The sequence below is a fragment of the Brevundimonas diminuta genome, assembly GCF_050310045.1.
Lineage (GTDB): Bacteria > Pseudomonadota > Alphaproteobacteria > Caulobacterales > Caulobacteraceae > Brevundimonas > Brevundimonas diminuta_F.
On record NZ_CP190005.1, the window covers coordinates 1487180 to 1501635 of the forward strand.

At 66.5% G+C, this 14456-nt stretch carries 15 protein-coding genes; 8 read left to right on the plus strand and 7 right to left on the minus strand.

The window, feature by feature from the left end; all coding sequences use genetic code 11:
• Positions 1-13: 13 nt before the first annotated feature.
• Both ACORJG_RS07235 and ACORJG_RS07240 read left to right on the plus strand, forming a co-directional pair.
• On the plus strand, positions 14-1537 hold the full coding sequence (locus ACORJG_RS07235) for an HWE histidine kinase domain-containing protein (RefSeq protein ID WP_427792736.1): 1524 nt from the start codon (positions 14-16) through the stop codon (positions 1535-1537).
• Positions 1534-1911 (plus strand): response regulator, encoded by a 378-nt coding sequence (locus tag ACORJG_RS07240; RefSeq protein ID WP_427792738.1) that lies wholly within the window; start codon positions 1534-1536, stop codon positions 1909-1911. Before ACORJG_RS07235 ends, ACORJG_RS07240 begins: the two co-directional genes overlap by 4 nt.
• A gap of 33 nt (positions 1912-1944) precedes the next feature.
• On the opposite strand, the gene ACORJG_RS07245 is transcribed toward ACORJG_RS07240, so the two are convergent.
• From ACORJG_RS07245 to kdsA, 4 genes are read right to left on the minus strand one after another with little or no spacing between them, the layout of a single operon-like run.
• Complete coding sequence (locus ACORJG_RS07245; RefSeq protein ID WP_427792740.1) at positions 1945-3054, minus strand: DUF3089 domain-containing protein; 1110 nt, start codon at positions 3052-3054, stop codon at positions 1945-1947.
• Positions 3054-4055, minus strand: coding sequence for an ADP-glyceromanno-heptose 6-epimerase (gene rfaD / locus ACORJG_RS07250; protein WP_427792741.1), 1002 nt, complete (start codon positions 4053-4055; stop codon positions 3054-3056). The genes ACORJG_RS07245 and rfaD overlap by 1 nt, the downstream gene beginning before the upstream one ends.
• A gap of 34 nt (positions 4056-4089) precedes the next feature.
• Positions 4090-5550 carry a D-glycero-beta-D-manno-heptose 1-phosphate adenylyltransferase gene (gene rfaE2, locus ACORJG_RS07255; RefSeq protein ID WP_427792743.1) on the minus strand — a complete coding sequence of 487 codons (1461 nt, stop codon included), beginning with the start codon at positions 5548-5550 and terminating at the stop codon, positions 4090-4092.
• Between the two features lie 18 nt (positions 5551-5568).
• Positions 5569-6465 (minus strand): 3-deoxy-8-phosphooctulonate synthase, encoded by an 897-nt coding sequence (gene kdsA / locus ACORJG_RS07260; RefSeq protein WP_427792992.1) that lies wholly within the window; start codon positions 6463-6465, stop codon positions 5569-5571.
• Between the two features lie 131 nt (positions 6466-6596).
• Between kdsA and sseA the strand changes: the two genes are divergently transcribed.
• Positions 6597-7442 (plus strand): 3-mercaptopyruvate sulfurtransferase, encoded by an 846-nt coding sequence (sseA, locus tag ACORJG_RS07265; RefSeq protein ID WP_427792744.1) that lies wholly within the window; start codon positions 6597-6599, stop codon positions 7440-7442.
• On the opposite strand, the gene ACORJG_RS07270 is transcribed toward sseA, so the two are convergent.
• Complete coding sequence (locus ACORJG_RS07270; RefSeq protein WP_427792746.1) at positions 7443-8387, minus strand: DMT family transporter; 945 nt, start codon at positions 8385-8387, stop codon at positions 7443-7445. It lies immediately after the preceding gene.
• A 130-nt stretch (positions 8388-8517) separates the two neighbouring features.
• On the opposite strand from ACORJG_RS07270, the gene ACORJG_RS07275 reads away from it, so the two are divergent.
• From ACORJG_RS07275 to ACORJG_RS07285, 3 genes are read left to right on the plus strand one after another with little or no spacing between them, the layout of a single operon-like run.
• Positions 8518-8934: a YbaY family lipoprotein gene (locus tag ACORJG_RS07275; protein ID WP_427792747.1), complete on the plus strand. Its 417-nt coding sequence runs from the start codon at positions 8518-8520 to the stop codon at positions 8932-8934.
• A gap of 3 nt (positions 8935-8937) precedes the next feature.
• Entirely contained in the window at positions 8938-9177 is a 240-nt protein-coding gene (locus ACORJG_RS07280; protein ID WP_427792748.1) for a ribbon-helix-helix domain-containing protein, read from the plus strand.
• On the plus strand, positions 9174-9905 hold the full coding sequence (locus tag ACORJG_RS07285) for an SIMPL domain-containing protein (protein WP_427792749.1): 732 nt from the start codon (positions 9174-9176) through the stop codon (positions 9903-9905). The genes ACORJG_RS07280 and ACORJG_RS07285 overlap by 4 nt, the downstream gene beginning before the upstream one ends.
• Positions 9906-10077: 172 nt before the next feature.
• On the opposite strand, the gene ACORJG_RS07290 is transcribed toward ACORJG_RS07285, so the two are convergent.
• Both ACORJG_RS07290 and ACORJG_RS07295 read right to left on the minus strand, forming a co-directional pair.
• Positions 10078-10425, minus strand: a complete 348-nt coding sequence (locus ACORJG_RS07290; protein ID WP_427792751.1) for a DUF488 domain-containing protein — start codon at positions 10423-10425, stop codon at positions 10078-10080.
• A gap of 4 nt (positions 10426-10429) precedes the next feature.
• A complete protein-coding gene (locus tag ACORJG_RS07295; RefSeq protein ID WP_427792753.1) occupies positions 10430-10639 on the minus strand; it encodes a hypothetical protein in 210 nt (69 codons plus the stop codon).
• Between the two features lie 160 nt (positions 10640-10799).
• Here ACORJG_RS07295 and ACORJG_RS07300 point away from each other — a divergent pair, with 160 nt between their 5' ends.
• Both ACORJG_RS07300 and ACORJG_RS07305 read left to right on the plus strand, forming a co-directional pair.
• A complete protein-coding gene (locus tag ACORJG_RS07300; protein ID WP_427792755.1) occupies positions 10800-13148 on the plus strand; it encodes a UvrD-helicase domain-containing protein in 2349 nt (782 codons plus the stop codon).
• Positions 13145-14392, plus strand: coding sequence for an O-antigen ligase family protein (locus tag ACORJG_RS07305; RefSeq protein WP_427792757.1), 1248 nt, complete (start codon positions 13145-13147; stop codon positions 14390-14392). Before ACORJG_RS07300 ends, ACORJG_RS07305 begins: the two co-directional genes overlap by 4 nt.
• The last annotated feature ends 64 nt before the right edge of the window (positions 14393-14456 follow it).

Below are 14456 nucleotides of genomic sequence, written 5' to 3' on the forward strand. Positions count from 1 at the left end.
CAGGGGATGAAGTTTGCAACGGGTCGCCCAAAAAATTGATCTGGTGGCGGCGTTCGATTCCTCTCCCAACCCTTATGCGTTGATAGACCGCGACCTGCGGTTCATCGGAATGAACCAGGCCTATCTCGGCGTCATTCAGCGTGAGCGCGAAGAATTGGTCGGCCACAGCCTGCTGGATTTCTTCGCGCCTGGCGATGATGAAAACAGCCGCGCCGCCAACGCCCGTATGAAAGCGTCCATCGACAAGGTGATCAAAACGGGAGAGCCGGACCATCTGGCCGTCCTGCATCATCCGATGATGCGCGCGCAGGCTGACGGCGGGCGCGCCCTGATCGACCGCTACTGGAGTTGCACCCACACCCCGATCAAGGATGAGCGCGGACAGGTCACCCATATTCTGCAGGACAGCACCGATATCACGGATGTCCTTGAATTTCGCTCCGATCGCGATACCCCGGACACTTCAAGCCGCCCCGTGGACGCCAGGACCGCTCTGGACGCCATTGCCCGAAGCGGAATTTTCCAGCGCGCCATGAAGATCGAGGCCAACCACCAGCGCCTTGAAGCCGAACATCGCCAGATCACCGACATGCTGATGAACGCTCCGGGCTTCGTCGCGGTGCTGAACGGCCCGGATCACATCATCCAGTTCTGCAATGAGGCCTGCTATCGGCTGGTCAGCCATCGCGAAATCCTGGGCCTGTCGGTTCGTGACGCCCTGCCGGAGTTGGGCAGCCAGGGGCACCTGGACTTCCTCAACGACGTCTATGAAACGGGGGAGCCGGTTTATGGGCGACAGAGGGCCTTCACCCTTCGGCATACGCAGGACGGGCCTCTGGACAACCGCTATATCGATTTCGCCTACCAGCCCATTCGCGACGAAGATCTCAGGATCATCGGCATTTTCGTACAGGGCCATGATGTCACGGAGGTCGTGCTGGCCGCCGAGCGACAGAAGCTGATGATCGACGAGTTGAACCATCGGGTGAAGAATACCCTGGCCACGGTTCAATCGATCGCCATGCAGACAGCGCGCACCCATGCCGATCCCGGATCTTTCGCCCAGGCGTTTCAGTCACGCATCCTGGCCCTGTCCCATACACACGACCTGCTGACACGCAGCCACTGGGAAGGCGCCGATCTTCGCGCCGTGCTGGAACATGAAACCAAGGCCCATGGTTCGGGGCGTCTGAGCCTGCAAGGACCGCATGTCGCCCTGTCGCCGGCGCGAGCGGTTTCTCTGGGCATGATCTTTCACGAACTGGCCACCAACGCCGCCAAATACGGAGCCCTGTCCTGCGCCGACGGGTACGTCGAAGTCAGGTGGAGGCTGGCCGATCACAACTCGCCTCGCCTCGAAATCTGTTGGCGCGAAACAGGCAGCGCCCCTATCCCAGAACCGGTACGCCGCGGTTTCGGCACCCGCCTGATAGAGCGCAACGTGCGTCACGATCTGCACGGCGACGTAAGTCTGTCATATCGTCCCGAAGGATTCTGCGCCGAAATCAGCTTGCCTATGGAAACGGAAACCCTATGACCCATGCGCTTTCCGGCCGCCGCGTGCTGATTGTGGAAGATGAATCGCTGGTGGCCATGCTGCTGGAGGCCATTCTGAGCGACCTGGGCTGCATGGTGGTCGGACCGGAATCCAATATCGGAGACGGCCTGCGCGTCGTGGCCAGCGACGTCCAGTTGGACGCCGCCCTGCTGGACGTCAATGTGGCCGGGCAGGAAGTCTTCCCTGTGGCGTCAGCGCTGAAGGCTCGCGGCATCCCCTTCGTCTTCTCGACAGGCTATGGTGAGAGCGGGCTGCCTGAAGAGTGGCGGGGCAACCCTACCGTCCAGAAACCCTTCACCGACGCAGCCATCCGCGACGCCCTGATGGCGGCCCTTAACATAGCGCAGGTCTGAGTCCGAACCAGGCGGGTTGCGCCGAGCGCCAGTTCAGGCGACAGGCGCAGTCTGACGCTCTTGCCAGGCCTTAAGGCGCCGAAGGGCGTCCGCTTCGACATCCGCATAAAAGAGATTGAAAGGCGCAATCCGGCGCTGGTCGGCCCATGAGCCGGCGTCGCGGAAGGATTCCGAGTTCAGACGTGAACGCCACAGGATGCCGTCACGGCACTCGGCCGCGACCAGTCGGCGCTGGAAGGCGGGTCGGGCGCCCCATTCCAGATTGGTCGCGTTGGTGGCGCCCCGGCTTTCACGTGCTTCGGACACGGGGGCGTCGACCGATCCGGTCACAGGATTAACGCAGGCGATCGGCGCGCCTGAAACCTCTACAAGAGCGCCGCGCTCATTCCATGTCAGGGCGCGGCGACGGATACGCTTGGCCTCGCCTTCAGCATTCTGTTCGACGGAGCGCCACGCCAGAACGCATCCGGTTTCATCGGCAGAACGACACAGGGGCATGTCGGTGAATCGGCTGGCCGGCGTTACGCCTTCGATCAGATAGACCCCCACAAGACGTGAGCGGAGCGTCGGGTCGCGGGCGATGCGTTCATGCAACAGGCGATCGGCCAGATCGGCGCCCTGCTCCACCCCGGCCAGGATGATCGGGCCGTCAGGGTTCAGAGCCAGCCATGTCTCGAAAGCCGCCTTCACATCGCCATAGGCGAAGGCCCGCGCCTCGCGCGCGTCTTCGCGCAGGGTCAGACGGCTATAGAGACTGGCCTGACGGTAGAGCGGCGCGCTGACATCGCCCGCAGCGGCGAACGGCCCGGCATGGTTGGGCAGGACCACTGCGCTCAGCTTGGCCACGGCGCGGCGGTCGTCGATGGCGCCGTTCCAATCGCTGCCGCCGTCATAGGTGGTGGAATGGATGAAGAAGACGTGGGCCCGACCGGCGCCTGACGCGCGTGCGTCCAGCAGCGCCCATGCCTTGCTGTCGCTGTAGTCGGGTGCGGCGGGCGGCTTATAGGTCTGGAACGGGATCTTCGGGTCCAGCCCGGCGCGCAGGATGTCGCCGCGCCAGACCGCCACCGCCGCCGTCAGCAGCAGGATCAGCGCAAAGCCGGTGTAGCCGACCCACTGGCGAAAGGTCAGCCGGGGCCGCATCAGCGGTATTGGTCCGTCTGGGCCAGGTAGTCCTGGACGTAGCGGCGCACGCCTTCCTCCAGCGGCGTCGACTGGCCGCCGTAGCCGAGGGCGCGGATGCGATCCATGCTGGCTTCGGTGAAGTACTGATAGCGGTCGCGGATCGCCTCGGGCATGTCCACATAGGCGATGGAGGCTTCCTTTCCTACCGCCGCGAAAGTAGCCCGCGCCAGATCGGCGAAGGAGCGCGCCTGCCCCGATCCGGCGTTGAACACGCCCGAGATGTCCTCGCGCTCAAGCAGCCACAGGATGATGTTGACCACGTCGTCGACGAAGACGAAGTCGCGCAGTTGTCCGCCGTCGGGGTAGTTGGGGTTGTGCGAGCGGAACAGGCTGACCGTCTCACCCGCCTGCACCTTGGGCCAGATCTGGGCGACGACCGACTTCATGCCGCCCTTGTGCCCTTCGTTCGGGCCATAGACGTTGAAGAACTTCAGCCCGGCCCACTGAGGCGGCGCCTCGTCACGATCGGCCTGACGCACAGCATATTGGTCGAACAGATATTTCGAATAGCCATAGGCGTTTAGCGGGCGCAGCGCATTCAGGCTCTCAGGATCGTCGCGGTCCTCGAACCCGGCCTCGCCGTCGCCGTAGGTAGCCGCCGAAGAGGCGTAGATCATCCGCACGTTCCGCACAGCGCACCAGTCCCAGATGTCGCGCGACAGGCTGAAGTTGGTGCGCAGGATCAGGTCGGCGTCTGGCTCCGTCGTCGAGGAGATGGCGCCCATGTGGATCACCGCCTCGATGCGGTCAGCGTGACGCTCCAGCTGGTCGAACAGCTCCTCGGGCGCCCACAGATCAGCGATGGGGTGCTTGGCGATGTTCTTCCACTTGGCGAGGTCGGCCGTCTCCAGCCGGTCGCAGACGACCACGTCCCAGGCGCCGCTCTCGCACAGGCGGGCGACGATGTTGGAGCCGATGAAGCCCGCGCCGCCGGTCACAACGATCATGCGCGGCGTCATTTTTGTTCCCCTACCGCTACGCTGCTTGAGGGGCTCATGCCTTGTCTCCGCTCATCTTCTCGATGGTCTTCGTCGTGGAATAGCCGTTAGCGAAGTCGGCCAGACGGACTTCGCCGCCCCAGCTTTCGACCTCGGCGGCGCCGACCACCTTGTCCTTGGTGTAGTCCGAGCCCTTGATCAGCACATCGGGCTTCAGCCGCTCGATCAGGGCGATGGGCGTCGGGTCGTCGAAGGCGGTGACGCGATCGACGCTGGCCAGACCGCCGATGACGGCGGCGCGGCTGTCCAGATCGTTGACCGGACGTCCCTCGCCCTTCAGGCGGCGCACCGAGGCGTCGGTGTTCAGCGCCACCACCAACCGGTCGCACCAGCCGCGCGCCTGGGCCAGATAGGCGACGTGGCCGCGGTGCAGGATGTCGAAGCAGCCGTTGGTGAAGCCGACCTTCAGGCCCTGACGCTTCCACGCCTCGACCTGATCGGCCAGCTCGTCCAGCGGCGTGACCTTGGACTGGGCCAGGGCCGCGTGCTGGCTCATCTCGGCCTCGATCAGTTCGGCGGGCGTGACGACGGCGGTGCCGCTCTTGCCCACGACCACGCCGGACGCCAGGATGGCGAACTGCACCGCCTGCTCCAACGTCGCGCCTGCGCCCAACGCCAGCCCGAGGGCGGCGAGGCAGGTATCGCCTGCGCCCGAGACGTCAAACACTTCGCGCGCCCGGCCAGGGAAGTGGGTGACGCCGCCGCCGCGTCGCGCCAGCGTCATGCCCTTGCCCGCGCGGGTGACGATGACGGCCTTGGCGGTCGTCGAGGCCAGCAGGGCGGCCAGCGCCGCCTCGACCTGTTCATCCGTCTCGGTCGGCAGGCCGGTGGCGCCTGCCAGTTCGCTGGCGTTCGGCTTGATGACATCCACCGCGCCATAGCGGGCGAAGTCGCGGCCCTTGGGATCGACGATGACCGGCGCGCCGTATTCGGCTCCGGCCCACAGCGCCGCCTGAATGGCGCCGTCATCCACCACGCCCTTGGCGTAATCGGACAGCAGGATGGCGCCCGCGCCTCGGAACACCGCCTTGTCGGCATAGCCGGAATGGGTCGCGGTCTCGTCGTCCAGACGCAGAAGTTGCTGGCCGGCGGCGACGAAGCGCGTCTTGACGATGGTGGCCGCGCCTTCAGGACGGATCAGGGCGTCCTCGATCCGCTCCTCGGCGGCGATCAGACCGGCCAATTCGGCGCCTGCCGCGTCATCGCCCGCCACGGCGCCCAGACGGGCCTGACCGCCCAGCGCCGCGACGTTACGGGCGACGTTGCCCACGCCGCCGGGCATGGCCACTGTGCGGCGCGCGCGCAGGATGGGGATCGGCGCCTCGGGCGAGATGCGGCTGACCTCGCCATAGACATAGCGATCCAGCATCAGATCGCCGACGCAGGCGACCTTCAGGTCGCGCACGCGCTCCAGCAGGGACTGCAGGGCGCCGAGATCAAGAGAACGTTCAGCCATGACGCCGAACTAGCGGATTCACGCCGTCTTCGCCATCGGCCCCTTGTGACCCAGCTTGATGGCCAGGTCGTCAAAGGCGATCAGTTCGGCGGCCAGAGCCTCGAACTGGCTGAGCGGCACCATGTTGGGGCCGTCCGAGGGGGCGTTGTCTGGATCTTCGTGCGTCTCCATGAAGACGGCGTCGACGCCGACCGAGACGGCGGCGCGGGCCAGCACCGGCACGAACTCGCGCTGGCCGCCCGAGGACGTGCCCTGCCCGCCCGGCTGCTGGACGCTGTGGGTCGCGTCGAACACCACCGGACAGCCGATCTCGCGCAGCACAGGCAGGGCGCGCATGTCGCTGACCAGGGTGTTGTAGCCGAAGCTGGCGCCGCGCTCGCAGGCCATGACGTTGGGGTTGCCCGCGCCCGTGACCTTGGCGATGACGTTCTTCATGTCCCACGGGGCAAGGAACTGACCCTTCTTGATGTTGATCGCTCTGCCCGTGGCGGCGGCGGCCAGCAGCAGGTCGGTCTGGCGCGACAGGAAGGCCGGGATCTGCAGCACGTCGACGGCCTCGGCCACGCCCGCGCACTGAGCTTCGGAGTGGACGTCGGTCAGGGTCGGCAGGCCGGTGACTTCACGGATTTCGGCGAAGATCGGCAGGGCGTCCTTCAGGCCGATGCCGCGCGCGGCGCTGGCGCTGGTGCGGTTCGCCTTGTCGAAGCTGGTCTTGTAGATGATGCCGAGGTCCAGGCGCTCGCCGATCTCCTTCAACTGGTGGGCGGTCTCCAGCGCGTGCTGGCGGCTCTCCATCTGGCAAGGACCGGCGATGAAGACGATGCGGGCGCCGCCGCCGATGACGACGGGTTTCTTGAGGCCTTCGGACAGGGTGATGACGGCGTTGGGAGAGGTCACGGCGGCGCTTTCGACTATGGTCAACTGTGCTTCGCGGGCCTGTGCCGCGACTTGTAAGTCGGACAGGTGGCGTCGCGGATGCGTTTTCGCAACTTATCCGGCGACTCAGGCGCTGACCATCGGCCGTGTGATCATGATAGGCTGACGAAATGACCCAGACCGACACGCCGTTGATTTCAACCGAAGCGCTGGCCTCGCTGATGGGCGCGGCGGACCTGCGGATCATCGACGCCAGCTGGTGGCTGGATGGTCGTGACGCGCGAGCCGATTTCGAGCGCGAGCGGCTGCCGGGCGCCGTCTTCTTCGATCTGGAGGCGGTGTCGGATCGGGATAGCCCCTATCCGCATATGCTGCCCACGCCGGACGCCTTCGCCGAGGCGATGGGCGCGCTGGGCGTCGGCGAGACGGACGACATCGTCGTCTATGACGCGCAAGGGCTGTTCTCGGCGGCGCGGGTCTGGTGGACGCTGCGGACGATGGGGGCCAAGCGCGTGCGCGTGCTGGATGGCGGCCTGCCCAAATGGAAGGCCGAGGAGCGGACTGTGGAGAGCAGCGCCGGCGAAACGCCCGCCCCTGCGCGGTTCGAGGCGCGGTTCGACGCCGAGGCTGTGGCGGACTTCGATCAGGTCGGCGCGGCGCTGGCTGATGGTCTTCAGATCGTCGATGCGCGCGGCGCCGCGCGTTTCCGGGGTGAAGCGGCCGAGCCTCGCCCCGGCGTGCGGGCCGGACACATGCCGGGGGCGCTGAACCTGCCCTTCTCCAGCCTGCTGAACGCGGACGGGACGTTGAAGCAGGGCGCGGCGCTGGAAGACGCCTTCCGCGCGGCGGGCGTCGATCTGGAGCGGCCCGTCATCACCAGCTGCGGTTCGGGCGTGACGGCGGCGATCCTGACGCTGGGGCTGACCGTGCTGGGGCGGTCGTCGAGGCTCTATGACGGATCATGGGCCGAATGGGGCGCGCGGGCGGATGCGCCGATCGCGACCGGCGCCGCCTGATCAGGCCGCCGAACGCTTGGGCGCGCGGATCAGGAACACCTGCCCCGCCAGCACCAGGGCCAGCCCCACGAAAGCCAGAACGCCGAAGCGGGCGCCCTCGAACATTACCGACACCAGCATGGCGATCGGCGGCGTCAGGGCCGAGATATAGCTGGCGGTCGCATACCCCCTCGCCCGTGCGATGGTGAAATACAGGCCAAAGGCGATGACCGAGCCGAACACCGCCAGATACAGCAGGGAGATCACATAGGCCGGGCTCCACGCCACCGACCACGAAACGCCGGTTACGAGGGCGTAGAGGGTCAGCGAGCCTGCGCCATAGGCCATGGCCCAGGCGGTCGACGGCAGCACCTGAGACCCCGCCTGCTGCCCGCGCCATGCGAACCAGTTGCCGAAAGCCGAGGCGAAGACGGCGATCACGGCGAAGCTGACGCCCGCGACGGCGTGGACGCCGAGACCTGCGCCCATCACTTCGCCCGCCGACAGGACGCCGACGCCGACCACGCCCAGCCCGGCGCCCAGCCATGCGGCGACGGCGGCCTTCTGGCCCGAGGCGACACGGAACAGGATCAGGTTCAGGAAGGCCAAAGCCGCGAAGATCACCGCCACCACCGCCGAGGCGATCTTCTCCTCGGAGGCATAGACAAAGGCGTAGCTGATGCCGAAGGAGAACAGCCCCTGCGCCATCGCCGCCATATGTTGAGCCCGCGTCAGGGCCAGCCGCCCGCCGGTCGCCTTGACGATCAGCGCCAGCAGGGCCGAGGCGATACCGAACCGCAGCACCACTGAAATCACCGGATCGACCGCGCCGAGTTGGAAGGTGATGGCGTACCATGTCGTGCCCCAGATCAGGGCGCAGACCCCGACGCCGCCAAGGGCCAGGGCGGCGGGCGATACGACAGGCGATGATCCGCTTTCAGGCGATGGCGTTTCGGGCTGGGACACGCAGGGAGACTCGACAGGGCGAAAACGGAAAACCGCGATAGCACCGCTTTATTGCGCCGTCTCTCAACTGTTGCAGCCATATGTGACGCTGGCGCGTTCTGCTACGCTGCCCCTCTCAATGGAGACGCCGATGCGCTCACATCTTGCCCCGCTCGTTCTGGTTCCGGCCCTGATGGCCGCCGCCTGCTCCACCCTGCCGGAATCATCCAAAGACACAACGCAAGTTCAGGTCAGCGCCCTTTATCGCGAGCGCATCATGCTGCCGCCCGGCCACGTTCTGACCGTCAAGGTCGAGGACGTCAGCCGCGCCGACGCGCCCGCCCGCGTCATCGCCGAGGTCAGCCAGCCGCTGGAAGGCCGCGCCCCGCCCTATAACGTCGTCCTGTCAGTGCCGAACGACAGAATCGACAGCCGCATGGAATACGCCGCCCGTGCTGAAATCCACGATCCGTCCGGCGCCCTGCGTTTCGCCACGGACACGCGCCACTCGGTGTTGACGCGCGGCGCGCCGAACAGCGTCGAGATCGTCATGGTGGGCGTGCGCTAAACCTTGGGCGGCCTCGTCAAACGATCGGTGCTGCTGTCCGGCCACGCCACATCGGTGGCGCTGGAGCCTGAGTTCTGGGCCGTGCTGGACGCTGTCGCGGTCGAATTGGCGCTGAGCCGGTCCGGCCTGCTGATCCGCATCGACGCCTGGCGAGGCCGCCGTCCCCTCGCCTCCGCCTGCCGCATACTGGCCCTGCAATGGGCCGGCGGCGACCACAGCTTCGCAGAAGAGAAGACGCCATGAGCGACATCCGTATCGACAGAAATCGTCTGATTCCCGCCGCCGTCTTCGGCGGCCTCGTCGCGCTCGGGCTGATCGGCGGCGGCGCGCTGATCGGTCAGGGCGTAGTCAATGCGCGCGCGGGCGACCGCTCCGTCACCGTGCGCGGCCTGGCGGAAAAGGACGTGAAGGCCGATCTGGCCGTGCTGCCGATCCGCTTCACCGCCTCGGGCGATGTGCTGTCAGAGGTTCAGGCGCGCATCGACGGCGATCTGGCCATCGTGCGTCAGTTCCTGAAGGCGCAGGGCTATGCCGACGACGCCGTGGATCTGGGCCAACTGGGCGTGGCCGACACCCGCTCGCGCGAATACATGAGCCAGACCGGCGGGCCGCGTTTCATCCTGACCCAGACGGTCATCGTGCGCACCACGGACGTGGACCGGGTCCAGACCACCACGCGCAATCTGAACGATCTGGTGCGTCAGGGCGTGGTGCTGCAGGACTTCAACGGCCCGTCCTACATCTTCACCAAGCTGAATAACGTGCGTCCCGCCATGATCGCCGAGGCCACCGCCGCCGCCCGCAGCGGCGCCGAACAGTTCGCCAAGGATTCCGGCGCACCGCTGGGACCGATCAAAACGGCGGGGCAAGGCTCGTTCGAGATCCTGTCGCGCGACGGCACGGGCGATGAAGCCGGCACGCCGAACAAGAAGGTGCGGGTCGTGACGACGATCAGCTATCGGCTGAAGTAGGGTTGGAGACGCCGTTCCTAAACGCCCCCTCGCTGTCGTCATTCTCGGGCTTGTCCCGAGAATCCATAAACACGACGAGCCCCCATTGAAGCGCGGCGCATAAATACGAATGCCTGAGTCTATGGATCCCCGGGACAAGCCCGGGGATGACGTTAGGGGGAAGCGAGGTTTCTCATCTCTCTGACAGATAGTCCGCCAGCATGACGGCGTCGTTGTGCGCTTCGTCCTTCGCGCCATAGACCAGCGTCGCCGGACCGTCAGAAAGCGCGGCCTTCAGTTCGGACACGGCATCGGCGTTGGCGTCCAACTCGGCCCGATAGCGGTGCTGGAACTCCGCCCATTTCTCCGGATCGTGATCGAACCAGCGGCGCAGTTCGGTCGTCGGCGCGATCTCTTTCAGCCACAGGTCGACGCGGGCCTTCTTCTTGCTCAGGCCGCGCGGCCACAGCCGGTCGACAAGAATACGCGTCCCGTCCGTCGGCGAGGGCGGCTCATAGACGCGTTTGAGCGCGACCTGCATCGCCTCAGCCTTCCACCACTGTGGGCGGCGCGGCCGGTTTGGGCAGATCAGGCGGCGCGGGCGCGGTGATGTCAACATTCAGGTTCGGCGTTGCGGGAAGCGTCGGTTCGCCCCGCCCGAACAGGAACCACGCCAGCACGGCGACGACCATCACTAGCGCGCCGATGATGAAGGCGAGAGCGGGATTGACGCCGCCACGGGAAATCTTCGCCATCAGACATCCTCCCTTGATGGCCGCTGTTTCAAGGAAACGGAGACCAACAGGCGCGGTTCCGGACGCAACCCGTGCGAATGGGACTGACTTTGGCCGCTGTGCTGCTTATGTTCTCCCTTTCAGATTCCGGCGGGTTCCCTGCCCGTCCCGCCGCCGCCGAGTGCTTGCCCCTGTGACCGACCTGCCCGCCCCCCGCATTTCCGACCTCGCCCGCGCCCAGACTCCGCAAGGCCCAGCGGCCGACTATCTGTCGGGCCTGAACCCCGAACAGCGCGAGGCGGTGGAGACGACCGAGGGGCCTGTGCTGGTGCTGGCGGGCGCGGGCACGGGCAAGACGCGCGTCCTGACCACTCGCCTGGCGCACATTCTGGCGACCGGCCGGGCCAAGCCGTGGGAGCTGTTGGTCGTCACCTTCACCAACAAGGCCGCGCGCGAGATGCGCGAACGGATCGGTCACCTGATCGGCCCGTCGTCCGAGGGTCTGCGCTGGCTGGGCACCTTCCACTCGGTCGCGGCGCAGATCCTGCGTCGCCATGCGGAACTGGTCGGGCTGAAGTCCAGCTTCACCATTCTGGATACCGACGATCAGGAGCGGCTGCTGAAGCAGCTTCTGGAAGCGGCTGACATCGACACCAAGCGGTTCACGCCCAAGTCGCTGGCCCATATGATCGACCACTGGAAGAACCGCGGCTGGACGCCCGACAAGCTGCCGCCGGGCGAGGACTTCGCCAACGGCAAGGGCCCGACGCTGTACGCCGCCTATCAGGCGCGGCTGGCGACTCTGAACGCCTGCGACTTCGGCGATCTGTTGCTGCACAACATCACCATCCTGTCGAAACATGCTGATCTAGCGGAGGAATACCGCCGCCGGTTCCGCTACATCCTCGTGGACGAATATCAGGACACCAACGTCGCCCAGTATCTGTGGCTGCGGCTGCTGACGTCGTCGACCGGCAATGTCTGCTGCGTCGGCGACGACGATCAGTCGATCTATGGCTGGCGCGGGGCCGAGGTGGACAACATCCTGCGGTTCGAGCGCGACTTCCCCGGCGCCAAGGTCATCCGGCTGGAGCGCAACTACCGTTCGACCAAGCACATCCTGGGCGCGGCCTCGGCCCTGATCGCGGCCAATCAGGACCGATTGGGCAAGACCCTGTGGACCGAGGACGACAGCGGCGACAAGGTGCGCGTGCGCGGCGTCTGGGACGGCGAGGCCGAGGCCCGCCTGATCGCCGACGAGATCGAGACCGCGCGCAAGCAGGGCATGAATTACAAGGACATGGCTGTTCTTGTTCGCGCATCATTTCAGATGCGGGCGTTTGAAGAACGCTTCCTGATGCTGGCCATTCCCTATGTCGTCATCGGCGGGCCGCGCTTCTTCGAGCGGGCGGAAATCCGCGACGCCCACGCCTATCTGCGGCTGATCCAGTCCGAGGACGACGACCTGGCTTTCGAGCGCATCGTCAACACGCCCAAGCGCGGCATCGGCGACACCAGCGTCCAGAAGATCCTGCACATCGCGCGCGAGAACGGCGTCTCGGCCATGCGGGCGGTGCGCCATCTGATCACGACGGATGAGCTTCAGGCGCGCACCCGCACGCCGCTGGCCAACTTCGTGCGCGATCTGGACCGCTGGCGCGACCTGATGGCCATGGGCACGCCGCACTGGCAGGTGACGGAGACCCTGCTGGACGAGAGCGGATACACCGCCATGCAGAAGGCCGACCGCACCAGCGGCCAGACGCGGTTGGACAACCTGAAGGAACTGACCCAGTCGATGCAGTCGTTCGAGACGTTGCAGGCCTATCTGGAACACGTTTCACTGGTCATGGACCTTGAGCGCCGCGACGAGAACGCCGACGGTTCAGGCTCGGTGCAGATCATGACGCTGCACGGCGCCAAGGGGCTGGAGTTCACGCTGGTCTTCCTGCCGGGCTGGGAGGAAGGCGTCTTCCCCAGCCAGCGCAGCATAGACGAGAAGGGCGTGAAGGGCCTGGAGGAAGAACGCCGCCTGGCCTACGTCGGCGTCACCCGCGCCAAGCAGGATGCGCGCATCAGCTTCGCCGCCAACCGCATGGTCTATGGCCGCTGGACCTCTCAGCTGCCCAGCCGCTTTGTCGATGAACTGCCGATCGCACACGTCGAGCCGCAGTCGGACACCGGCTATTACGGCGCCTCGACCGGGATGAAGGAGGCCAAGAGCCGCTGGGACGACGCCCCGTCGTTCGGCGGCAGCTATTCCAGCCCCGGCTGGAAGCGCGCCCAGACCTATACCGCCGCCCAGACGCCCAAGCCCGCCTATGCCCGCCGCGCGGTGATCGAGGGCGAAGGCCGCCTGATCGCCACGGCCGATCCCAAGGCGGCGTCCGGCTGGGCGCGCGGCGACCGGGTGTTCCACCAGAAGTTCGGCTATGGTCAGGTTCGGGCGGTGGAGGGCAACAAGCTGGTCGTGAACTTCGACAAGGCTGGCGAGAAGAAGGTCATCGACACCTTCGTGGAGAAGGCGTGACGGGGGCGAGCGCCCTTCTACGCCCGGACCGTAACGCCCCCACCCTGTGGGAACAGGCGGCGGCGGGGCTGATCCTGACCCTGTTGTCCGGCGCCCTGCTGGGGCCGATCTTCGCGCCCGATCAGCAGGAGACGCCGGTGCTGCGGCTGATCTGGCCGCCGGTCTATCTGATGATCCTGGGGCTGGCCGGGTGGCGCGCGCGGCGGATGGCGACGGCCTGGCCCGCCTTCATTCCCCTGTTGCTGATGATCGCCCTGGCGCTGGCCTCCAGCCTGTGGTCACAGGCGCCGGAGGTGACGGAGCGGCGCGTGCTGGCGCTGGGCCTGACCGGGGTCTTCGCCATCTATCTGGGCGCCGTTTTTCGCGGCGCCGCCCTACCCCGGATGCTGACGGCGACCTTTCTGACTCTCGGCCTGTGCAGCCTGATCGCCGTCTTCGCCTTTCCCGGCTTCGGCATCCACCACGAGGCCAACCCCGGCATGTGGCGCGGCGTCTGGTATGAGAAGAACCAGCTGGGGATGCTGATGTCGGCCGGGCTGATCGCCGCCACGGCCCTGTGGTCGGCGCCGGGCGAGGCTTGGGACCGGCGGCTGGCGCTGGCGGCCATGGCGGTGTGCGCGCTGGCTCTGTTGGGATCACAGTCCAAGACCGCCCTGATCATGGCCATGCTGGGCGGCGGACTGGTCGTTCTGTGCCGCCTGATCCGGCGAACAGGGCCGGTGTTCGGCGTCATCGCCGTCTGGTGTCTGGGCGTCGCCCTGGTCGGAGGCTTCTGGGTGTGGAGCGAGTTCTCGGTCGAGATACTGGCCCTGTTCGGCAAGGACCCCAGTCTGACCGGCCGCACCGAAATCTGGGACGCCATCACCCGCATGACCGAGCGTCGGCCGTGGCTGGGCTATGGCTACAGCGCGTTCTGGCTGCCGCATTCGGAGCCAATGGAATGGATCCGGCATGAGACCGGCTGGCGCGTGCCGTCGGCCCACCAGGGCTGGCTGGACCTGCGCGCGGAACTGGGCTGGGCGGGCGTCAGCCTGGTGGGCGCCGTTGTCGCCGTGACTTCGGCGGCAGTGCTGATGCGCCTGTCCGGTCAGGGGCGACGCGAGGGCTACTGGAGTCTGGCCTGGCTGGCGGCCTTCCTGCTGCTCAGTCTGTCGGAAAGCGTGCTGATGCGGCACCAGGACTTGCCCTGGACCCTGTTCATGGCGCTGATGGCGCGTAACCTGATCCCTGATCCACCGGATTGACGCGGGCCTTGCCCCTGCCCCGTTCGAAGCCTACCAGACCCTGCCCCGAATCGCCGCAAAAAGC